Annotated in this window: 22 protein-coding genes, 1 pseudogene and 1 other annotated feature; of the genes and pseudogenes, 6 read left to right on the top strand and 17 right to left on the bottom strand. The window is 50.8% G+C overall.

Annotated elements, in window-relative coordinates; all coding sequences use genetic code 11:
• Nucleotides 1-64 precede the first annotated feature (64 nt).
• From EV294_RS18205 to EV294_RS18155, 10 genes are all read right to left on the bottom strand, one after another.
• Nucleotides 65-541, bottom strand: coding sequence for a DMT family transporter (locus tag EV294_RS18205; RefSeq protein ID WP_132309288.1), 477 nt, complete (start codon nucleotides 539-541; stop codon nucleotides 65-67).
• Nucleotides 541-1,245, bottom strand: a complete 705-nt coding sequence (locus tag EV294_RS18200) for a Crp/Fnr family transcriptional regulator (RefSeq protein ID WP_132309286.1) — start codon at nucleotides 1,243-1,245, stop codon at nucleotides 541-543. Before EV294_RS18200 ends, EV294_RS18205 begins: the two co-directional genes overlap by 1 nt.
• A 37-nt stretch (nucleotides 1,246-1,282) precedes the next feature.
• Nucleotides 1,283-1,708, bottom strand: a complete 426-nt coding sequence (locus EV294_RS18195) for a DMT family transporter (protein WP_132309284.1) — start codon at nucleotides 1,706-1,708, stop codon at nucleotides 1,283-1,285.
• A gap of 116 nt (nucleotides 1,709-1,824) precedes the next feature.
• Nucleotides 1,825-2,094: a hypothetical protein gene (locus EV294_RS18190; protein WP_132309282.1), complete on the bottom strand. Its 270-nt coding sequence runs from the start codon at nucleotides 2,092-2,094 to the stop codon at nucleotides 1,825-1,827.
• 94 nt (nucleotides 2,095-2,188) lie between these two features.
• On the bottom strand, nucleotides 2,189-2,920 hold the full coding sequence (locus EV294_RS18185; protein WP_132309280.1) for a class I SAM-dependent methyltransferase: 732 nt from the start codon (nucleotides 2,918-2,920) through the stop codon (nucleotides 2,189-2,191).
• Between the two features lie 169 nt (nucleotides 2,921-3,089).
• The gene (locus tag EV294_RS18175; RefSeq protein WP_132309278.1) at nucleotides 3,090-3,554 is read right to left on the bottom strand and encodes a cupredoxin domain-containing protein; all 465 of its coding nucleotides are present in this window, start codon (nucleotides 3,552-3,554) and stop codon (nucleotides 3,090-3,092) included.
• A 22-nt stretch (nucleotides 3,555-3,576) separates the two neighbouring features.
• Nucleotides 3,577-3,777: a twin-arginine translocase TatA/TatE family subunit gene (gene tatA, locus EV294_RS18170; protein WP_132309276.1), complete on the bottom strand. Its 201-nt coding sequence runs from the start codon at nucleotides 3,775-3,777 to the stop codon at nucleotides 3,577-3,579.
• Between the two features lie 15 nt (nucleotides 3,778-3,792).
• On the bottom strand, nucleotides 3,793-4,548 hold the full coding sequence (gene tatC, locus EV294_RS18165; protein WP_132309274.1) for a twin-arginine translocase subunit TatC: 756 nt from the start codon (nucleotides 4,546-4,548) through the stop codon (nucleotides 3,793-3,795).
• Nucleotides 4,545-6,266, bottom strand: coding sequence for a GMC family oxidoreductase (locus tag EV294_RS18160; protein WP_132309272.1), 1,722 nt, complete (start codon nucleotides 6,264-6,266; stop codon nucleotides 4,545-4,547). Before EV294_RS18160 ends, tatC begins: the two co-directional genes overlap by 4 nt.
• An 18-nt stretch (nucleotides 6,267-6,284) precedes the next feature.
• Nucleotides 6,285-7,058: a gluconate 2-dehydrogenase subunit 3 family protein gene (locus EV294_RS18155; RefSeq protein WP_132309270.1), complete on the bottom strand. Its 774-nt coding sequence runs from the start codon at nucleotides 7,056-7,058 to the stop codon at nucleotides 6,285-6,287.
• Between the two features lie 201 nt (nucleotides 7,059-7,259).
• Here EV294_RS18155 and EV294_RS18150 point away from each other — a divergent pair, with 201 nt between their 5' ends.
• Nucleotides 7,260-7,625 (top strand): YmaF family protein, encoded by a 366-nt coding sequence (locus tag EV294_RS18150; RefSeq protein ID WP_132309268.1) that lies wholly within the window; start codon nucleotides 7,260-7,262, stop codon nucleotides 7,623-7,625.
• A 50-nt stretch (nucleotides 7,626-7,675) separates the two neighbouring features.
• On the opposite strand, the gene EV294_RS18145 is transcribed toward EV294_RS18150, so the two are convergent.
• The 4 genes from EV294_RS18145 to EV294_RS18130 form a co-directional block, all read right to left on the bottom strand.
• Nucleotides 7,676-8,626, bottom strand: a complete 951-nt coding sequence (locus EV294_RS18145) for a D-2-hydroxyacid dehydrogenase family protein (RefSeq protein WP_132309266.1) — start codon at nucleotides 8,624-8,626, stop codon at nucleotides 7,676-7,678.
• A gap of 108 nt (nucleotides 8,627-8,734) precedes the next feature.
• Complete coding sequence (gene asd / locus EV294_RS18140) at nucleotides 8,735-9,820, bottom strand: aspartate-semialdehyde dehydrogenase (protein WP_132309264.1); 1,086 nt, start codon at nucleotides 9,818-9,820, stop codon at nucleotides 8,735-8,737.
• 120 nt (nucleotides 9,821-9,940) lie between these two features.
• Nucleotides 9,941-10,206: a binding site (T-box leader), on the bottom strand.
• 57 nt (nucleotides 10,207-10,263) lie between these two features.
• Entirely contained in the window at nucleotides 10,264-11,478 is a 1,215-nt protein-coding gene (locus tag EV294_RS18135; RefSeq protein ID WP_481856081.1) for a multidrug efflux MFS transporter, read from the bottom strand.
• Nucleotides 11,479-11,507: 29 nt separating this feature from the next.
• Nucleotides 11,508-12,074 (bottom strand): cysteine hydrolase family protein, encoded by a 567-nt coding sequence (locus tag EV294_RS18130; protein ID WP_132309262.1) that lies wholly within the window; start codon nucleotides 12,072-12,074, stop codon nucleotides 11,508-11,510.
• A 129-nt stretch (nucleotides 12,075-12,203) separates the two neighbouring features.
• On the opposite strand from EV294_RS18130, the gene EV294_RS18125 reads away from it, so the two are divergent.
• Entirely contained in the window at nucleotides 12,204-12,818 is a 615-nt protein-coding gene (locus EV294_RS18125) for a TetR/AcrR family transcriptional regulator (RefSeq protein ID WP_132309260.1), read from the top strand.
• Nucleotides 12,819-12,878: 60 nt separating this feature from the next.
• On the opposite strand, the gene EV294_RS18120 is transcribed toward EV294_RS18125, so the two are convergent.
• Together EV294_RS18120 and EV294_RS18115 are read right to left on the bottom strand one after the other, a co-directional pair.
• Complete coding sequence (locus EV294_RS18120) at nucleotides 12,879-14,405, bottom strand: FAD-dependent oxidoreductase (protein WP_165930724.1); 1,527 nt, start codon at nucleotides 14,403-14,405, stop codon at nucleotides 12,879-12,881.
• A gap of 78 nt (nucleotides 14,406-14,483) precedes the next feature.
• Nucleotides 14,484-15,671, bottom strand: a complete 1,188-nt coding sequence (locus tag EV294_RS18115) for an MFS transporter (protein WP_132309256.1) — start codon at nucleotides 15,669-15,671, stop codon at nucleotides 14,484-14,486.
• 410 nt (nucleotides 15,672-16,081) lie between these two features.
• Here EV294_RS18115 and EV294_RS31110 point away from each other — a divergent pair.
• The 4 genes and pseudogenes from EV294_RS31110 to EV294_RS18100 form a co-directional block, all read left to right on the top strand.
• Nucleotides 16,082-16,189, top strand: a pseudogene (locus tag EV294_RS31110) (carboxymuconolactone decarboxylase family protein); the annotation flags it as partial.
• Between the two features lie 105 nt (nucleotides 16,190-16,294).
• On the top strand, nucleotides 16,295-17,197 hold the full coding sequence (locus EV294_RS18110) for a sigma-70 family RNA polymerase sigma factor (protein ID WP_132309254.1): 903 nt from the start codon (nucleotides 16,295-16,297) through the stop codon (nucleotides 17,195-17,197).
• A 115-nt stretch (nucleotides 17,198-17,312) separates the two neighbouring features.
• On the top strand, nucleotides 17,313-18,050 hold the full coding sequence (locus EV294_RS18105) for a FadR/GntR family transcriptional regulator (protein ID WP_132309252.1): 738 nt from the start codon (nucleotides 17,313-17,315) through the stop codon (nucleotides 18,048-18,050).
• Nucleotides 18,013-19,233, top strand: a complete 1,221-nt coding sequence (locus tag EV294_RS18100) for a CynX/NimT family MFS transporter (protein ID WP_132309250.1) — start codon at nucleotides 18,013-18,015, stop codon at nucleotides 19,231-19,233. The genes EV294_RS18105 and EV294_RS18100 overlap by 38 nt, the downstream gene beginning before the upstream one ends.
• A gap of 51 nt (nucleotides 19,234-19,284) precedes the next feature.
• On the opposite strand, the gene EV294_RS18095 is transcribed toward EV294_RS18100, so the two are convergent.
• On the bottom strand, nucleotides 19,285-19,593 hold the full coding sequence (locus tag EV294_RS18095; RefSeq protein ID WP_132309248.1) for a hypothetical protein: 309 nt from the start codon (nucleotides 19,591-19,593) through the stop codon (nucleotides 19,285-19,287).
• Between the last annotated feature and the right edge of the window lie 70 nt (nucleotides 19,594-19,663).

Genomic DNA, 19,663 nt, shown 5'->3' with positions numbered 1-19,663 from the left:
AAAAGAAGCCACGGAACGCGGCTTCCTTAATCCTTTTCAAGATGCATTTCCGTCTAATCGTTTGTTACGATAATTCATGCCGCACCTCTCCAAGCTGTCGATTCTCCTTAGGCTTTGACTTGAACAAGAGAATTCCTGCCAGAAGCGCAGCTATGCCAATGGCTTTCTGCGGCGTGAAAGGCACCCGCTCGAGTCCAAACCAACCGGCCGAATCCCACCATAAAGCGCAAAGCAGCTGGGAGGCCATTACGATCGTTGTCCCATAGCTTGGGCCCAATAGCCTTACTCCCTTTACGACGCAAGTGACTACGCCGATGCCAAGCAAGCCGCTGAACCAGAACCAGACGGGCATCGGCTTCCAGCTCAGCAAATCCGCTCCTTCAAACAGCAACCCCATGCCTAACGAAGCCATAAAGCCCATTCCAAGCACTAGAGCCGTAGTTGTATGCGAATTCGCGGCCGCATTGACTTTATTGTTGAACAAATTCTGCACGCTGACCAGCGAACCCGCCATCAATGCCAGTAATATACCTGTCAACATCATTTCTGCTCCTTCCGGTCCCCATTCTCGTAAATATTTTTTCCGGCAGTCTCTTCAAGTCCCTTGCGGTCTTTCACGAGAAGCGTTCCCCGGCTGCGCTCGATCAGGTTCATGCCGGTGAAGCCGAGAATAATGCGATTCAAGTGCCGGTAGCTTGTTCCGATAAGATTCGCCATATCCTTCAGATGAGTCGTGCTGACTATAGCATCCTCCGGGGTCGTTACGGACAGCAAATAGCTTGCCAACCGGACTTCGACCGGGTACAAGAGATTAAAGCTAAGCGACACCGACTTGTTATAAAACTTTTCGGTGACGAGATGCAGCATAAATTGCAGGAACGGTACTTCTTCCCGATATAGCTTCAGCCAACGCTTGTGAAAAACAATGGTCTCCACTTTGGTTACCGCGGATACGGTATTCAAATTTTCCAATTCGTTCAGGCATTCAATCTCGCCGAGCACGCCTAGCGGGGAGGTAAAATTAATAAGCAGCGTCTTGCCGTCTGCCGAGGTCGTGTACACCTTCACTTTTCCAAGCATGAGAAAGAAGATATACTCCGGTATTTCGCCTTGCTTGCATAGCGTGTCGCCCGGTTCGAACCGGTATAACGCCAGATGCTGCCGAAGCGAGCTTGGGAATACATCGTCTAACGCGTATTGGGTTAGGTATTGATCGATCCTTGCATCATCCAAAATTTCTTTCAACGGGCGGCCTCCCCTTTCTAATGGATATTTTATCCGGTCAGAACGATAAACATAAGATTCCGGTAATCATAAGGGCAATGCCGATCCATTGCGGGGCTCTTAACCGGATTGCCGCATTCCCGAACCAGCCGGCTTTTTCCATTCCTAATGTAACCAGGATCTGGGCAATCAGCACGGACGATACCGTAATGGCTGCTCCGTTATGGTGAAAAGCCGTAATGTTGCTGAATATGATAAAAGCCGCAAACGCTCCTCCGAACCGGTAGCGAAGCTTCACTTGATTGAGCTGCTTCCACGACCGGTCGCCTGTGAGCCATACGATTAACAGTGCGGCAGCAAAGCCCGTCCCTTGCGTCAGAACGGCGGCCTGCCAGGTGCCAAGCTGCTCGCCAATCGCTGAATTGGCAGTCCCTTGCAAGGTTAGAAACACACCGCCCAGCACGGCAAATAGAATGCCTCTCATCACTCGTCATCCTCCTCGTTCGTTTCGCTCTTCTAATTAAACGACGAGAGTGAAAAAACAAAAAGGACATATGTCCTAAACTCTTGAAAGACAAATAAAAAAAGCATCATTGCCTCTTAAGCAGCGATGCCTTCCTTATCTTTTTCCGTATACTCTTCGTTCTTGCCTTGCATTTGCTTGTTCATCTCGCGAAGCTCTTGCAGCATCGTATCCAGCTCGGTGCGCAGCTGATGAAGCTCGTTTTTGCAAAGGAATTGAAGCTTATCCAGTTCGCTTGTGCTCATATTGCCCATGCGGATCTGGTAAAGCAGCTTGTATTGCATCGATTCGCTTTCGCTGATTCGGTACTCCGGCATTCTTGCAGGTTCTGTTTTTTGGGCTTTCATCGCTTTATTTGGCTCCTTTATCGTTTGTTCTACCGTTAGCATAAAGGAGCTGTATTAAGGATGTATTTAGCCAATGTTAGATAAAAATTAATTTTCAATCCAAATGTAATTTCCGTGCTTTGATAATCAAGAACCAAGGATTAGTCATTAAACGGCCGTACCAACGCTTATACCAGTCTTCCGCTTCCGGGATATCCTCCTTGGCAGGCTGCGGTTCGATCATTCGATCCAGTGTAAAATATTCCGTCGTCGCGTTAACAATATCCATCATGGATTTATGATAAAAGGTTACCTCCACGGGTCCCGTCTCCTTCTTATTCCATACATCCGTTAATAATTCATGGGCGAAATAGTTCGTGCGTTCAAACTCACGGAACACCATAAACGGATGATGGACCGAGAATTGCAATGTACCGCCCGGCTTCAGCACGCGTCGCATCTCCCGGAAGACGGTTCCCCAATCCTCGACGTAATGCAGGGTAAGCGAGCTGACAATAAGGTCAAACGATTCGTCCTCAAACGGCAGCGTCCGGCCAAGCTCGCAGACCAATACGTTTGCTTTATCCCCTACTCTTCTCTTGCATGCCGCAACCATCTCCGGGCTAAGATCTATGGCTGTGACTTGCGCTCCACGTTCAACGAATTGCGCGGTATACCAGCCTGCAGCACAACCCGCATCCAGAACCGCCATGCCGGACATAGAGTCCGGCAGCAGCTTCATCATCGCCGGCCGTTCATAATAGGCATTATGCCCGCTGCTTTGATCGACGGACTGTTCGTACGCGATGGCCAATCGGTCAAATGCCTTCGAGACTTTTTCATTCATTATGCGTCACATCCTCTTGTGGACATTTCCTTTATTCACGAATGCTTGCGCGCCTTCCAGATGCAGCAGCTCCTTTTTCATTTGAAGCCCGCCTCTGTCAAACAAGACCATCTTACCACCCCGTAAACAAAACAAAAAGCCGCGAATTTAGCGGCTTCCTGCAACGACCTTATTCAACGATTAATTTGCCAACCATCTTGCTGTGGCCTGCGCCGCATACAACCGAGCAATGGAATTCATGCTCGCCGGCTTTGTCGGCCGTAAATTCCGCCGTACCGTTGTTTTCCTTGATATCGACGTTATAATCCGGAATCGCGAAGCCATGGAAGCCCTCGGCGTTGTTCAAGGTGATCTTTACTTTGTCGCCTTGTTTGACGCGGATTTCCGGCTGATCAAATTCGAAGTTCTTCGCTTTGATTGTGATCGCCTTCGATCCGCCACCGCCTGCGGCATTATTGCCGGCATTGGTCCCTGCGTTTGTTCCGGCGTTTGTTCCCGCATTGGTACCGGCGTTATTGCTTGCGCCCGTGTTGGCATTATTGTTGTTCTTGCCTGAGTTTGATCCGCATCCCGCAGCCGTTCCCATCACGGTTACGGCGAGAGCGGCAATCATAAGCAGCTTATGGATTTTCATTGCGGCTGTCTCCTTTTCGCTTTTAATTTTTTGTCTGTTCCAGCTCGATAACGTTGGATTTGACTTCCGGTTCGTCATCGGCAATCCCTTTTGTTGAATTCCGGAACTCGCGCAGCGTATCGCCAAAGGCCCGTCCAAGCTGAGGCAGCTTTGCCGGCCCAAAAACAATCAAAGCGATAGCCAAAATAATAATCAGCCCTGAAATTCCTACGTTGTTAAACATACGATCCCTCCACAATCAAGTCGTTTGTACAGCAAACTTCCGCCTATAATAACGCGCCGATATAAAAGCGCTGATCTCGAAGAGCAGAATGAGTGGAACGGTCACGGACAAATGGGATACAAAATCCGGAGGTGAGATAAGTGTTCCCACAACCGCCAGACCTACATACGCAAATTTTCGCACCTGCTTCATTTTGCCCGGAGTCAGCATCCCGATTCGGGTAAGAAATGTCATAGCGAGCGGCATCTCGAAAGCAACCCCCATCGGAAGCAGGAAGCTGATCAGAAAAGACATGTAATGCTGGATGCCGTACACCTCTTGAGCTCCCATCGACTGATTCAGCTTGATCATGAACCGGATCATCATCGGCAGGGCTACGGTGTATCCGAATAACACGCCGCCAACGAACAGCAAGGACGAGGTCGGTACATAGACCAAGGTGCTTTTGGCCTCCGCGTCCGTCATGCCCGGTCTTGCGAATGCCCACAGATGGTACATGAGGAAAGGAAGCGTCAGGATAATCCCTACGAGCAGCGCGCATTTCATATACACTGCTATGCCGTCCGAGAGAGCAAAGACGCTCCATTCCACCTCAATGGCTCCCAAATGTCCTTTGACGAAGGTCAATATTTTCGGCGCCGCGTACAGCCCCACGCCTAAGGATGCCAAAAACCAGCCGGCCACATAAATGAGGCGTTTCCGAAGCTCGGTCAGATGACTGATCAGATCGCTGCCGACAGTCTCAGCCGCTTCGCCATGCTGATTGCTCACACGAGTGAACCGCCTTTATCGATGTACTTCTGAACCCCTTCCGCCGTCCGGTAAGCCAGCGCGCCAACCGTTGAGGTAGGGTTATATCCGCTGTTATGCGAGAAGTTGGATGCACCGCAGATGAAAACATTTTCCGCATCCCACATTTGCAGGTAATTATTGACGACGGATGTCTTGGGATCCGTTCCCATTATCGTTCCGCCCGTGTTATGGGTAGACTGATACGGAACAATGTTGTATTGCTTGAGCGAGTCGTGAATTTCCGTCTTTGTTCCGCCCATTTGATCGGCGATTTCCTTCGTCTTCTGCGCGATAAATTTGACAAGCTCGCGGTCCTGATCCTCGAAATCGAAGGTCATCCGGATAAGCGGCAATCCAAGCGCATCCTTGTATTCCGGATCAAGATCGAGGAAGTGATACCGGTTCGGCATGCTGGCGCCTTGCCCGGTAACCGACAACACGCGGTTTGAATTATGGATCGTCGCTTTTTTGAACTCGGCTCCCCATTTCGGCGTACCGGCCGGGACCGGCTGATACTGAATCGGGCGGAGACCGGTCTGCGTAAACCGGATGTTGGCGCCATGCAGAAACTTGAGATCGCTGTGATCAAAGTTATCGCCGTTGAAATCATCGATGCTGCTCCCAAGCGCGCCCGCGCCCATAGCCAAGTTAAATTCGCGATCCTCGTAAAAAATGCTCGTGCTGGCACCGTTTACTTGGTAAGCGTAATTGCGTCCGACAGAGCCTTTTTGCGACTGCGGATCATACGGTTCGCCTAGCTTGGAAAGCAACAGCAGTCTTACATTGGAGAAGACGTAGCTTGCAAGAATAACGACGTCGGCAGGCTGTATATATTCTTCTCCGGTCGGGGTATGCACGTAAGTGACGCCGGTTGCTTTTTTGCCTTCATGATTGATTTTGATCACGTTGGAATGGGTGCGGACCTCCAATTTCCCCGTCTGCTTCGCAACCGGGAGTACCGTGACAACGGGATCGGCTTTCGCGCCGTATTCGCAGCCGAACCTCTCGCAATACCCGCAGTATTGACATGGAGCACGCTCAACGCCATCCGGATTTTTATAAGGCTCCGACAGATTGGCCGAAGGGATTACATAAGGATTGTAGCCTAGCTTCTTGGCCGCATCCTCGAACAGCTTCATTCCCGGAGTCTTCTTCATGGGACCGGTAGCAAATGGAGTGGACATTTTCCCGATATTGGACGGCAGCTCCTTCTCTCCCGATATCCCCGCCATTTGCTCGTACTTCACAAAGTAAGGCTCGAGCTGATCATAGGTAATGCCCCAGTCGCGAAGCGTCATATTCTCCGGAATTTTTTTCTTGCCGTAACGCTCCACCGTCTTGCTGTAAATCTCGAAGTCGTAAGGGAGGAACCGATAGTATTGACCGTTCCAGTGAACCCCGGCCCCGCCTAAACCGTCGCCAAGCAAAAAGGAACCGTATGTACGCATCGGCAATGCTCTCATCTTCATGGTGTTTCGAAACGTTACCGTTTCTTTGGACAAATCCTGCATCAGTTCATAACGGGCAGCGTAGCGAAGCTCGTCATGGACATGGTAATAATCCTGCGTATCACGGCTTTTGCCGCGTTCCAATCCAACCACGGAAATTCCGGCTTTGGTCAGCTCGGCGGCGATGATGCCGCCAACCCATCCCATTCCGACAATAACAACGGGAACCTTTGGTAGTGTAGTTGCCATCTATGCTTCACCCCTTATCTATCCGAGCTCAAGATGATCGTGCAAGCTTAACGGATCAAGTTTGACAAACTCGTCTTTGTCTACGTATTCGGTATAACTCATCTGGTTGCCGGGGAAATTTCTCATCTTCCAGCCTGCCATATTCCGGTTGCCCCCATATAGAGGGTCAGCATAAGCTCCTTCCAGCGTCAGATTGAGAAACATCGCGAAGAAGTTCGACGCAGGGAAATCCTTTATGCTGGTATCGTTCTTTTCAAAAGCGGTCAGAACGGCATCCTGATCCTCCGGCGCAATTTCGACAAACGGCTTCTGGTATTTGGTATTGCTGTATTGATTCAGGGCATCCAATCCTAACGCGATTAGTTCTCGACGTTTGAAGATGAGCTGATAGCCCTGCGTTTCCTCCGCCTTGTAATAAGGCGGGAGCATATAATCCCGGGCATTATAGCCGTATTGACTGACCATCTGGTGGTCGATGAAAAAGGCTACCCCCAGCTCCTTGGCGCCAGGACCCAAATCATCCTTCGGAAAGAGCCGTTCCGCTGCGGCTTCCGCCGTCAAGAACTGATCCTGACTAAAAAACATCAGCGCCTGATTATAGTCTCTATCCTCTGGTGCAGTCCCCGACTTGCCCGGTTCCGGTGCTGTTTCCTTCACCGTCTGCTTCATATTCGAACCTACAAGTCCTCCGATGACCCCGCCTAGCACTACCCCGCCAAGCGCTGTACCGGAATATTTAAGGAACCTTCTGCGCGATTCGTCCTGCGGCTGATTCGGTTTATCGTTCGCCATAATCGTTGTCTCCTTACTACCCGATTTAGTAGGTTTTCTAATTTTCTTCCAAGTGATCTTAAATTATTCATGAATTATTCCAATTGAGGAAACAGAAAAAAACCCGCCCTTTTTAATAGCGAGTTTACTGATAGCCTAGAACGGGTCGATCCTTACTTTAATACCATGGAAGCAGTTCTATCATTAGGAGGATTGTTAACTATGTTTAGAAGAAGAGCGACAATTAACAAAAAAGCTGCACCTTGTTACAAGGTGCAACGTCATGTCCATGAGTTTCTGGGCAGCACTCAGCTTGCCGAAGAAGGAAATGATCGTCATAATCATCGCTTCGCAGGTGTTACCGGACAGGCGATACCGCGAGGAAATAGCCATGTTCATGAAATTGACTTGACCAATACGGATTTCTTTAATCATTTTCATAAATTAAAAAAAATTACGACTGGTCCTGCTATCCCCGTCGGAAGAGGCAAGCACGTTCATTTTGTAAAAGGCCAGACGACCTTCAACGATGGTCATGTTCATCAATTTAAATTCTCGACTTTAATTCAAGCGCCGCTGGTTAAATAAAAATAAGATAGACTGTCGGCATAACCGGCAGTCTATCTCTTTTTCTGAAACTATGTTAATACGTTCACCGGCGAACCTGCCAAATACGCTTCGATATCTTCTACAATGCCCTTGTAGAAACCGCGGTACGCCGCTTCCGTTACGTAACCGATATGCGGGGTCGCAAGGACATTCGGGAGCAAGCGGAACGGATCGTCTTGAGGCAGCGGCTCCTGCTCGAATACGTCGATCCCTGCTCCGGCGATTTTGCCGCTCCTAAGAGCTTCAAGCAAAGGCTTCCGCTCCACAATAGGGCCGCGCGAAGTGTTAATGAGAAAAGCTGTCGGCCGCATCCGCTCCAGCTCTTTTTCACCAATCAAGCCCCGGGTACGATCGCTTAGCACCAAATGTATCGAAACGAAGTCGCTGCTCTCCAGCAGCTCTTCCTTGGAGCCAGCCAGCGTAACGCCGGCTGCCGCAGCTTTCTCTGCCGTCAGGTTCCGGCTCCACGCCGTCACCTTCATGCCGAAGGCTTGTCCGATCCTTGCCACATTGGTTCCGATATGGCCAAGTCCCAACAAGCCAAGCCTCTTGCCATGAAGATCGACGCCAATCGTGCTTTGCCAGCCGCCGTTTCTAACCGCTTCGTTCTCCGGCACCAGCTTTCGGGCGAGACCGAGAATAAGCGCCCAAGTCAGCTCGGTAGTCCCCTCGCCTCCCCCTTTTGTGCCGCATACCGTAATTCCCTGTTCGGCAGCTGTGGCCAGATCAATGGAAGCGTTGCGCATACCGGTTGTTACGAGAAGCTTCAGGTTAGGCAGCCGCTGCAGTAGCTCCTTGCGGAATGGCGTTCTTTCCCGCATGACGACAACAATCTCGCAATCCTGTACGGAAGCGATAAGCTCGTCCTGATTCTCGAAATGATGATTGAATACTTGAACCTCGATCCGATCCGTCACTTGCGACCAATCCGCCATACGTAATGCAGCGTTCTGGTAATCATCCAATACGGCGCATTTCATTTGTTGTTCTCCTCCTTCTCTTAGAAAGCAAATAGAAAGCAAATAGAAAGCAAAACAGCAAGCTCCTTACCCGCTATTCTGGGGGGAGCTTGCTGCAAACAATCTCTATTATTTCGGTTGGATATAACCTTCCGCCTTGAGCAGTTCCGCAATCAATACGGCACCGCCGGCCGCACCGCGGAGCGTGTTATGAGACAAGCCAACGAATTTGAAATCGTACAGGGTATCCTCGCGCAGACGGCCTGCGGATACGCCCATTCCTTTTTCAATGTCGCGGTCGAGCTTCGTTTGCGGTCTGTTCTCTTCTTCGAAGTACGTGATGAATTGCTTAGGCGCGCTTGGCAGACCCAGCTCTTGCGGACGGCCTTTGTACTCGGACCAACGCGCGAGGATCTCTTCCTTCGAAGGCTTGTTCTCGAAATTCACGAACACCGTAGCAAGGTGACCGTCCGTTACCGGAACGCGGATGCACTGCGTCGTGATCAGCGGAGCGCTTGCTTTCACGACTTCGCCGTTCTCAACGCTGCCCCAGATACGGAGCGGCTCCTGCTCGCTCTTCTCTTCTTCCCCGCCGATGTAAGGAATCACGTTATCCAGCATATCCGGCCAGTCCGTAAAGTTCTTGCCTGCGCCGGAGATCGCTTGATACGTCGAAGCTACGACGGTAGTTGGCTTGAATTCGCGAAGAGCATGAAGCGCCGGTACATAGCTTTGAATCGAGCAGTTCGGTTTTACCGCGATAAAACCGGTCGTTGTACCGAGACGTTTTCTTTGGGCTTCAATAACTTCAAGATGTTCCGGGTTGATTTCGGGAATAACCATAGGAACGTCCGCCGTCCAGCGGTGAGCCGAGTTGTTGGACACGACAGGCGTACCCGTCTTCGCGTAAGCTTCTTCGAGCGCCTGGATCTCTTTCTTAGGCATATCTACCGCGCAGAATACAAAATCAACGCCCTCAGCAACCTCTTCGACCTTCGATGCGTCCTGGACCACGATATTTTTAACCGCTTCAGGGATTGGAGTGTCAAGCTTCCATCTGTTTTGAACCGATTCCACATACGTTTTGCCTGCCGAGCCTGCGCTTGCGGCAATAGCCGTTACTTCAAACCAAGGATGCTGATCCAGCAATTGCACGAAGCGCTGGCCAACCATGCCCGTTCCACCAACAATACCAACTTTAAGTTTTTGCGACATTTGTTCTTCAAATCCTCTCAGTCTGATTTTGTATGCCGTACCTTATACCTTACATGTATGCGGTACAAATCCCTTTGCTAGCCGCGAAAAATAAAAAAATCCCACCCCCAAGACCGTAGTCTCAGGGACGAGATTTGAATACCCGTGGTACCACCCTAAATTCGCGGATATGTCGCCATATCAGCCTCTTCAAGTACGGCATTGCAGTCCCAATGCTTATACTCTAGCTCTATAACAGGAGCTCCTGTCACACCATCCCCAGCCTTGCCGGTTCCGATGCGCTGCTCAGAGTCTTTCTTCAATAAATCATTCTTTACTCCTTTTCAGCATGCCGGAGCTCTCTGGAAAAGAATTGATTTATCTACTCGTCTCGTCATTGCATTTCATATTGCAGTTATAATAACAAAAAACGAATCCGAGGTAAACCCATTTTCGCAAAAAAATTAACGGCTGGCTGCCGCTCTGAGATTGAGCGTCTTGTAAGCTTTCGCGTAGACCCATAACGCGTTCAGCAGCAGGATGGCTCCCGTTGTCAAAAAGACTGCCCGGATGCCTAACCACGCCGCTATTTGCCCGCCGAGAATCGAACCGATGAAAACGCCTAAATAACCGGCAGACATTGTAAAACCAAACATCCTTCCCGTGAGAGCATCCGGCGTGATTTTTTTGATCAGAATATTAACCGACGGATTTAGTCCACCAGCCGCCAGTCCCAATAAAAATCGAAGCGCCATAAGCTCCCAAGGCTGATGGACCAATGCCTGCGGTATAAACAACAGTCCGGCAACAATCAAAGCGGCCAGCATCACTTTGTGCGCGCCAATCTTATCCGAAAGCCTGCCGAGCCTTGGCGCGGCGATCATGTTGGCCAGCCCGGACGCGGAAAATATAAACCCGGCCAGCAAAGCCACATGCTCGGTACTGCTCGTTAAGCTTGTTACGTACACCGTTAGCACGGGCTCAATGGAATACATGGCGAGAGTCAAGGCAAAATACGTCACGAACAAAGTGATCGTCAGGTTCTTCTCGGGGATACTGCCCCAGACTTCCTTCATCTTCTGCGCTTTTTGGTCTATGCGCGTGAAATTCTCTTTCACAAACAACAAGGTTGTTAGAAAAGCGAACAATAAAAGAACTCCGGTAATAAAGAACACATTCCGCATGCCGAAATGCAATTCTATGAAACCGCCGATCGACGGACCTAACAAGGAACCCGCAATCCCGGCCGTAGACAAGGTCCCAAGCGCCCAGCCGGCATGGGCTTTCTCGGTCTGCGTTGCAATCAGCGCCGTGCAAGCCGAGGCGTATCCTGTAATGATTCCCTGCAGCAGGCGAAGGCCAATCAGCTCATACACGTTTTGGGCAAAGCCCATGCTGAAAATAACGATCGCCATGCCGAGGCTGGCCCGCAGCAGCATCGGCTTTCGCCCGTATTTGTCCGCCGCGATTCCCCATATCGGGGAAAACACGGCGGACAGAATAAAGGTAATCCCAAACGCTAAACCGGAATACTGCTCTACCATTCGGGTATCGGAAACGCCCAGATGGTGGATGTACAAAGGCAACACCGGGGCGATCTGGCTCATGCCGATGCTTGCGACGAATACGCCAAACCAACAGACGAACAGGTTTCTTTTCCAAATAGGCATACCTGTCATCTCCCTTCCTCCTGCTGCTGCCGGGTGCTCTATCCCAAGGTCTCGATCCAGGCCTCAACCGTCTTCACGTCCGCCTGACGCGGGAAGACCTTCTCGGTTAGGACGCGGTGAACTTCGGGATCCGCATCCAGACAGGCATCCTGCAATACGGTAATGGCATAATCCTTGTCTGCCGCCTCGCGGATCGTAGACAATACAACTCCGCTTGTCGAGATGCCGCAGAGAATAAGATTCTCGACCTGCTTCGCGCGAAGAATAACCTCCAGATTGCTTCCGGCAAAAGCGCTGATCCGGAACTTCGTAACGACCGGCTCGCCCGGCAGCGGCTTCACCGATTCGTGAATCTGCGTGGCATCGTCATGGATCGTCATGCCGCCGTGCTGCGCAACCACCGAAAATGACTTATTGCGGGGGCTTACTTCCGGATAGCCTTCGTTAAAGCCGACACGGACAAAAATAACCGGAATCCCATGCTTCCGCGCAGCCTCCAAAGCTTTCTGAAAAGGTTGAATAACCTCTTTGTTATCCGCAAACCGGGATACGATTCCGTTCTGCAAGTCCATGATTACAAATGCGCTTCGTTTCGCGTTCAACATCGGTTGTACACACTCCTAACGGTTATGTTAATATAAGCGGAGAACTCTCCTCTTGATATTAAACGGAGACCTCTCCGGTTGTCAACCAAACCTAAAAATCATGTTTCGCAGATAGGAAGTGATCCGGTCATGAATGAAGAATCAACGAATCACCCACTGAAGCCCGAACGCCGGGATGCCGCCGAGAACCGTCAGCGGATATTAAATGCGGCTCTTCAATTGTTCGAACAGCATGGCGTGGAGCAGGTCAGTATGAATCAGATTGCCGCCGAAGCGCAAATCGGGCCGGGTACGCTATACCGGCGTTACCGCAACAAAAGCGAGCTGTGCCTGGATCTTATGAAAGACAATCTGGTAATTTTATTCGAGGATATTTATGCCTACCTCGAAGATCATCACTCCGACTCGCCAAGCTCCAGACTAAAGGGTATTCTTGGCTTGTTTATCAAGTTCCGCGAAAAGAAATCACAGCTGCTGCGCGGCGTTGAGGATTCTTCGCAAGCCAACCGGCCGAGCACCCGGCAAAAAGGCCCTCTCTACCATGAGCTGCATGAAATCCTTGTTCAGCTGTTTGACGAGATGCTTGCCGCTGCAGGTAAGCCCGAGCCGAACAGCGTATTCCGCGCCGATATGCTCCTCAATGGCGTAAGCAGCGAATCGTATCTGTTCCAGCGGGAGGTCCGCGGTTATACGCCGGAAGAGATCCTCGCGCATCTCAGCGCAACTTTTATCGCCGATAAATAGGCAGCACGAAAAAACCAGCCCTATCCCTATGACTAGGAATGTGGGCTGGTTTTCGTTGTTTCACAAGCGCACTAAAGGCTTTTCCGCCGGTCCTTCGACAACTTCGCCGGTAATCGAGAAGCGCGAGCCGTGGCAAGGGCAATCCCAGGTCCGTTCCCCGTTATTCCATTCCACCTCGCAGCCCATATGCGTGCAGGTCGTATCGACGAGAAAGAGCTGACCGTCTTTATCCCGGTATCCTCCTGCACGGCGGCCTTGAATCTGCACGACGCTGCCTTCGTCCTTTTCAAGCTGCTCCGGACGTTTCTTGACATACTCCAGCTTGCCGGAAATCAGATGCTTCGCAACATCCGCGTTGTCCGAGATCAGCTTGCCGACTGTTTTCCATGACAGGGACCGGGAAGGCGTAAACAGCTTCGCGTACGGGTTATCCTTTTCCATAATAAGATCCCGGATAATGAGGGCAGCCGCCGTACCGTTCGTCATCCCCCATTTGCGGAAGCCCGTAGCGACAAAGACGTCGGGATGAGACGCCGTAATGCGCCCGATAAACGGTATTTTGTCTCCCGTAACCAGATCTTGGGCAGACCACCTGTAGGAAATTTCTTTAATCTTGAACTGATTCTCCGCAAACTTCCGCAGCTCATCATAATGATTGATCGTGCAGATCCCTTGTCCCGTCTTATGGCTTTGCCCGCCTAGAATAATCAGCTTATTCCCGTCTTCGAGCGGGGCATAACGCACGGAGCGCTTCGGATCCTCGGCACTCAGATACATGCCGCCCGGATACTCGTCTTCCACCTGCAAGCCAAGCACATAGGAGCGATCCGCGTGCATTCTTGCAAAATAAAAGCCTTGACCGTCGTAAAACGGAAAATGGGTACAGGAAACAACATATTTGCACCCCACCCGATGTCCGTCGCTAGTCATCACTTTCGGCGTATCCACATGCTCCACGTCTACGGCGGTTGTCTGTTCATAGATTTTGCCGCCCGCCTTCAGAAATTCCCGAACAAGCTTCAGCAAATAGTTGAGCGGGTGAAACTGCGCTTGCGCATCCATCCGAACAGCGCCGAAGAGCGGCAGGTTAAGCGGAATTTTGTCCAAATAAGCACCCGGAATGCCTAGCTCCTGATAAGCTTTCGCTTCGTTTTCCACTTTGACGACATAATCGGCATGATGGGTATAGACGTAGGCGTCCTGTTCGGTATAACCGCAATCAATCTCATGCTTGCCGATCGTTCCGCGGATGAAGTCCATGGCGTCCTTCGCGGCCCCGTAATAGAGCGAAGCTTTTTCCTTGCCTTCCGTGCGGATGAGCTCGTCAAAAATCAGATCGTGCTGCGCCGTGATTTTTGCGGTAGTGTGAGCGGTCGTTCCGTTCAGAATCTCTCCCGCTTCGAGCAGCACAACCCGAAGGCCCTCCTGACTCAACAAATAAGCGGTTGTTATACCGGAAATCCCTCCGCCTACCACAACCACATCGGCTGCCTCGTCTGATTCAAGCTTCGGAAACTTACCCTTTTCATGCTGGGATGCAGTCCAATAGGACTCGGGAAACTGCGGCAGATCTTTATGGTATGACATGGTTGTCGGTACCCCTCTCAACGGCATTTGGATTTCCTTAATTTGCACGTTTGGAAAGAATTTATGTGCAGGCCTACCCTATTTATTCGGTTGACGTTCTCGAAGCTGCCGCAAAATAAGCACGCCTGCCATGATAATAACGCCGCTTAAGGCGTAGACGGTCGACAACGAGAATGCGTCCTTCAAATAGCCCGACAAAAACATGCCGACAACCATCATCCCCATGAACGCAGGCATAATAGCCCCTGATACGCGTCCCATCAAGGCCATCTCGGTGTTGCGCACGATGAGCGTTTGAATGCCTCCTTGAATGGCCGGATATACCAATCCGCTAATGATCAATAAGAGGATGGTCAGCCAAATCAACGCGGAGATGCCGATGCCAATCGTGCAGATCGCCGTAGTTAGCAGACCGGCGATGAACAGACGCTGCGGCTGTATTTTTTTCGCTACGCCTATCATCGCGGCACCTCCAATCAGCATGGCGGCGCCGTTTGTCATGACGAGCCATTGCAGAAAGGCTTTTGACTGTCCAAGCTGTTCCACCACGATAAAAATTTGGAGCGGCTGCGTTAGACCGGAAGCGAATCCGACAACCGCAAAGCTAAGGCACAAGGTTCGCAGAGTCTGGTTCGACCATACGTACTTAATGCCGGCTGTCAGCTCGCTCATAAAGCCGGATTGAAAGCCGGAATGCCGTTCGATCGCATCCCGGGGCAGCGTTGCCAGAATAAGCGATGATCCAAGGAATAAGACGGCCGTCAGAATAAGGGAGACATGAATGCCAAGCTTCAGAAAAATAAGCGTGCCAATAACCGGCCCAAGAACCGTAAAAACCGCGGCAAGGGTTTGGGACATTGCCATGACGCCTTGCAGCTGCTCGCCCGGAACATGGCGTTTGTATAGTTTCATTGCGGATGGCTGGGAAAATTGCGACAAGCTCGCCGATATAAAGGATCCGATCAACAGGGCGATCCATCCGCCGTTGATCAGCGCAAGCAGCACGCCTGCAACGGAGAGCGCCGAGAGCAGATCGCTCCCCACCATCGTCCGCTTCGGACGCCATCTGTCGGCAAAGGTGCCTCCGATTAAGGCGAACAGGAAGATAGGGGCAAATTCCGCCACCGAAATAAGAGAGACATAAACCGGATTATTGTGAGTGAGATCCGTAACATACAGCAATACCGCGTAATTTCGAATCCATATCCCGAGATGCAGCAGCACCCGGGAACCAATGATCGTACGCACATAACGATTGGAGAACATAACAACTACCTCGTGATTCGTAAGATTTTTTTGCATTGGCGATGGGATCGAGAAACGATCCCTAGTGTCATTTCGACGATACAACTGAGCTGCTGTACTCACCTCTTTCCGATTGATTGCTGCTAGCTTAATCATGGATTTCCTATCGATTGCGTTTAATCATATGATCGTATTTACTTATTTAGTAATTTACTAATTTACTAAATAACTGGTGTTAGTGTAATCCGGATTAGCGGCCCGCGTCAAGGCATTTTTTATAAACTTGGCCAGCTCTTTCCCCACCTATGAACTCAAAGACGGGAACAAAATTAATAAATCTTTTCTTCGCCCCCTGTCACAAATCCGGCCGTTCGATTGTCTTAGATACGAAACCGACAGATACGAGATAAATGGAGGAATCATAAGATGCTTTTACCGAAGAGGAATATGTAGGACTCCTTTTAGCCATAAACGCAATCAACAGCTGGAACCGCGTAGCGATTGCAACAGGCATGTTCCCTGACTGTTTCGTGAATTAAGCGTCACCTTTAATAGCCAAATAAACCACTCCTCGGGATGAGGGTGGTTTATTGCCGTTCGTTAGAGTATGATCAAAATAGTTAAATTTTGGAGGTCGATAAGATTTGACGGCTAGCGATACAGCTTTGGATATTGAACAGCTTTACCGGGAGTATAAACCGCTTCTAACTTCCATCGCCTACCGGATGCTGGGTTCGATGAGTGAAGCGGAAGACGCGGTCCAGGATGTGTTCGTTACCGTAAGCAAGCTTAATGGCATCGACATCTCGCATCCAAAAGCGTATTTGGTCAAACTCCTCACCAATCGAGTCTTAAACGTAATGAAATCGGCTCCGCGCAAGCGCGAGAGCTACCCGGGACAATGGCTGCCCGAGCCGGTCAGTGACGGAACCCCGGAATCCTCGCCTCTCGATAATGTGATTCAGCATGAACAGTTGGGCTATGCCCTACTCGTGCTGCTTCAGAACTGCACGCCGCCCGAGCGTGCCGTATTTGTCCTGCGGGAATCCTTCGGTTATGAATACTCGGAGATCGCCGCCTTGCTGGATAAATCCGAAGCGGCCTGCCGGAAAATATTCAGCCGTGCGTCCGCCAAGATCGGTCACTCTTCTTCGCGAAGCGAAGAGAATAAGGCTACGCTCGATGAATCCATGACCCGCTTCGTGCAGTCCTTCTCCGAAGCGATCTATTCGGGACGGCTGGAAAGCTTCATCCATCTTCTTACCGATGACGCGGTCATGCTGACGGACGGCGGAGGCATCGTGCGCTCTGCGCTTAATCCGATTATGGGTCCGGGCAGAATTATCGCCTTTTTGGAGGGCATTGCGAGGAAAGGCGCCTTTGAAGGAAGCTGGCAGCCGATTATTGTCAGCGGACAGCAAGGATTGCTGCAAATCAAGGATAACGAGCCCGTTAAGGTCTATCTGTTCGAACCTGATGAACAAACGGGTAAAATTCGTTCCGTATACTCCATCTCCAATCCGGAGAAGCTTACAAGAATCCTTTAAATACCCAGACCGTTTCCCTCCTGCCGGGAAATGGTCTTTTTTATTGCAAAATGTTTTCTTCCGGTGTAAAATAACCAAACATCCTACGTTTGAACGTTTGGGAAGGAGCAATGCTATGCTAAAGCAAACAAAGCGACTAACACTGGTTGAACAAGTGGCTGAACAGATTGAAGGATTAATTGCTTCCGGTCAATGGGCGGTTGGCACAAAGGTTCCCCCTGAGCCTGAGCTGATGGAGCAGCTGCAAGTCAGCCGCAATACGCTGAGGGAAGCGATCCGTGCCTTAACCCATGCCGGATTGCTGAAAACAAGACAAGGCGACGGCACTTACGTCAGCTCCTCCAGCGCGCTTGGACCCGTACTAAAGAAGCGGATTCAACGATCCAGCTGGCTGGAAACGCTGGAGGTCCGGCATGCCTTGGAAAAAGAAGCGGCTAGTCTCTCCGCTGAGCGGCGGGACGAGGAGGACTTGGAACGGATGGCTTATTGTCTGGAGCAGTGTAAAGAGGCTATTCACAGGACGGATGCCGACGGTTACGCCCATTGGGATATGGAGTTCCATCAGGCCATATTCGCTTCCTCGCGCAACGGGCTGCTTATCGAGCTGTACGATTATATTTCCGACAGCGTACCTCCTATTCTTGTGGACATGTTTAACAGAGACCGGTTCCACGGCTTCCATGACAACCACGCACGGCTGCTTGAGGCGATTAAAGAGCAGGACAGCGCCAAAGCGGTAGAGATGGTACACCAATACATCGGAGAAACACAGCAGCATTTTCAGAATGAAGATACCACCGGAGGACTAGAACAACATGGAACAAATCAGCAAAATAACGAAAGCAGACCTTAAGAAAATTTCCGGTCTGCTGCTCGCTTTAAGCCTTATTTTCGTAGCTGCCAATCTTAGGGCTCCCATCACTTCGGTCGGACCGTTAGTCAGCTACATCCGCGAATCAACCGGAATCTCCAATTCCGTTGCCGGACTTTTGACAACCGTTCCTTTGCTCGCGTTCACGTTTATGTCTCCCTTCGCCCCGCAGCTCGCCCGGCGATACGGAGTGGAACGCGTCATATTTATCGCTTTGATTTTTATCGGAATCGGTACGTTATGCCGCTCCATTTCAAGCTCCGTTGCCCTGTTTGGCGGGACGATCCTGATCGGCTTGTCCATTGCCGTCTGCAACGTCCTTATTCCCAGCCTTGTAAAAAAAGATTTCTCAAACAAAATCGGCTTAATGACCGGTATATATTCGGTATCGATGAACCTATGCGGCGCTCTTGCTTCCGGCATTAGCGTACCGCTTGCCCGCGATGCGGGCTTTGGCTGGCAAGGCGCGTTAAGCTGCTGGCTCGTGCTGACGGCCGTGGGCATCGTCTTCTGGCTGCCTAGAATGAACCAGTCCCGTCAAACGGCTACTATATCCCAAGCGAGTACGGCTGCGGGTGAAGCCAAGCCTTGGCGCTCCTCACTTGCTTGGCAGGTTACTTTGTTTATGGGACTGCAATCCTTTATCTTCTACAATCTTGTTGCCTGGCTTCCGGAAATTCTGAACAGCCGTGGCATGACCAATGATACCGCCGGCTGGATGCTGTCGCTTATCCAGTTCTCGATGCTGCCGTTTACGTTTGTTATCCCAATCATTGCAAGCCGGATGAAGAGTCAACGAGTACTCGTCGTTATTACAACGGTGCTGTACCTGGTTGGCATAGGCGGCTTGCTGCTGGACGGAAACGGCTTGGTTCCGTTATGGTCGGTGCTTATCGGCGTTGCCGGCGCAGGCTCGTTTAGCCTCGCGATGCTGTTTTTCACCCTGCGTACCCGCACTTCCCATGCCGCGGCGCAGTTGTCCGGAATGGCGCAATCGGTCGGCTACCTGCTGGCGGCTATCGGCCCGCTCGTCTTCGGGATGATCCACGACATGACCCATCGCTGGACGGTATCGATAGGTATGCTCATTGCCGCAAGTTTGCTTATCTTTATGTTTGGCATGGGTGCTGCCCGGGACCGCTATGTGGGCGATGAACGATCCTAAGTTAACAAAAAAACCAACTCCGCTTTTCACATCTCGGAGTTGGTTTTTTATCTAGCCTTCCACGATATCCGCTTCCAGCTCGCTTGCGATTTCGAGCATTTTCGGAACTACCGCCTCATTGCTTACTGCCACATAGAGATCGCCGCTATACAGCCGGAAAGGAATCTTAACCTCCCCATAGCTCCACATAAAGAAATCGCCCTCAATGGACATCGTGCTCTCCGGGCCTTTTACCGTAAAGACCGTGGTGTATTCGAAATCCGGCTTGGCTGCAAACAATTGCTTGCATTCGTCTAACGTCATATCCTGAACGTTGCCTGTTTCCTTCAAAGATCTAGTAATGCGGTAACGCTGACTCATCGTAATAGGCCTCCCGTAAATCTTATGTAAGTGCCTATTAGTATACATGACTTCCGACCCGCCTTCAAAA

It is taken from the genome of Paenibacillus sp. BK033 (assembly GCF_004345425.1).
In the GTDB taxonomy this organism is placed as follows: Bacteria; Bacillota; Bacilli; order Paenibacillales; family Paenibacillaceae; genus Pristimantibacillus.
The sequence above is the reverse complement of the archived record's forward strand: the minus strand, read 5'-3'. Positions and strand labels throughout refer to the sequence as shown.

Bases quoted from the DNA above. Each gene is read 5' to 3' on its own strand.
- EV294_RS18155 (WP_132309270.1), bottom strand. From the start codon at position 7,058: ATGGCGAACGATAAACCGAATCAGCCGCAGGACGAATCGCGCAGAAGG.
- EV294_RS18120 (WP_165930724.1), bottom strand. From the start codon at position 14,405: ATGTCATACCATAAAGATCTGCCGCAGTTTCCCGAGTCCTATTGGACT.
- EV294_RS18195 (WP_132309284.1), bottom strand. From the start codon at position 1,708: ATGAGAGGCATTCTATTTGCCGTGCTGGGCGGTGTGTTTCTAACCTTG.
- EV294_RS18100 (WP_132309250.1), top strand. From the start codon at position 18,013: ATGGAACAAATCAGCAAAATAACGAAAGCAGACCTTAAGAAAATTTCC.
- EV294_RS18150 (WP_132309268.1), top strand. From the start codon at position 7,260: ATGTTTAGAAGAAGAGCGACAATTAACAAAAAAGCTGCACCTTGTTAC.
- EV294_RS18130 (WP_132309262.1), bottom strand. From the start codon at position 12,074: ATGTTGAACGCGAAACGAAGCGCATTTGTAATCATGGACTTGCAGAAC.
- EV294_RS18105 (WP_132309252.1), top strand. From the start codon at position 17,313: ATGCTAAAGCAAACAAAGCGACTAACACTGGTTGAACAAGTGGCTGAA.
- EV294_RS18190 (WP_132309282.1), bottom strand. From the start codon at position 2,094: ATGAAAGCCCAAAAAACAGAACCTGCAAGAATGCCGGAGTACCGAATC.
- EV294_RS18115 (WP_132309256.1), bottom strand. From the start codon at position 15,671: ATGTTCTCCAATCGTTATGTGCGTACGATCATTGGTTCCCGGGTGCTG.
- EV294_RS18095 (WP_132309248.1), bottom strand. From the start codon at position 19,593: ATGAGTCAGCGTTACCGCATTACTAGATCTTTGAAGGAAACAGGCAAC.
- EV294_RS18145 (WP_132309266.1), bottom strand. From the start codon at position 8,626: ATGAAATGCGCCGTATTGGATGATTACCAGAACGCTGCATTACGTATG.
- EV294_RS18185 (WP_132309280.1), bottom strand. From the start codon at position 2,920: ATGAATGAAAAAGTCTCGAAGGCATTTGACCGATTGGCCATCGCGTAC.
- EV294_RS18160 (WP_132309272.1), bottom strand. From the start codon at position 6,266: ATGGCAACTACACTACCAAAGGTTCCCGTTGTTATTGTCGGAATGGGA.
- asd (WP_132309264.1), bottom strand. From the start codon at position 9,820: ATGTCGCAAAAACTTAAAGTTGGTATTGTTGGTGGAACGGGCATGGTT.
- EV294_RS18205 (WP_132309288.1), bottom strand. From the start codon at position 541: ATGTTGACAGGTATATTACTGGCATTGATGGCGGGTTCGCTGGTCAGC.
- tatA (WP_132309276.1), bottom strand. From the start codon at position 3,777: ATGTTTAACAACGTAGGAATTTCAGGGCTGATTATTATTTTGGCTATC.
- EV294_RS18125 (WP_132309260.1), top strand. From the start codon at position 12,204: ATGAATGAAGAATCAACGAATCACCCACTGAAGCCCGAACGCCGGGAT.
- EV294_RS18135 (WP_481856081.1), bottom strand. From the start codon at position 11,478: ATGACAGGTATGCCTATTTGGAAAAGAAACCTGTTCGTCTGTTGGTTT.
- EV294_RS18175 (WP_132309278.1), bottom strand. From the start codon at position 3,554: ATGAAAATCCATAAGCTGCTTATGATTGCCGCTCTCGCCGTAACCGTG.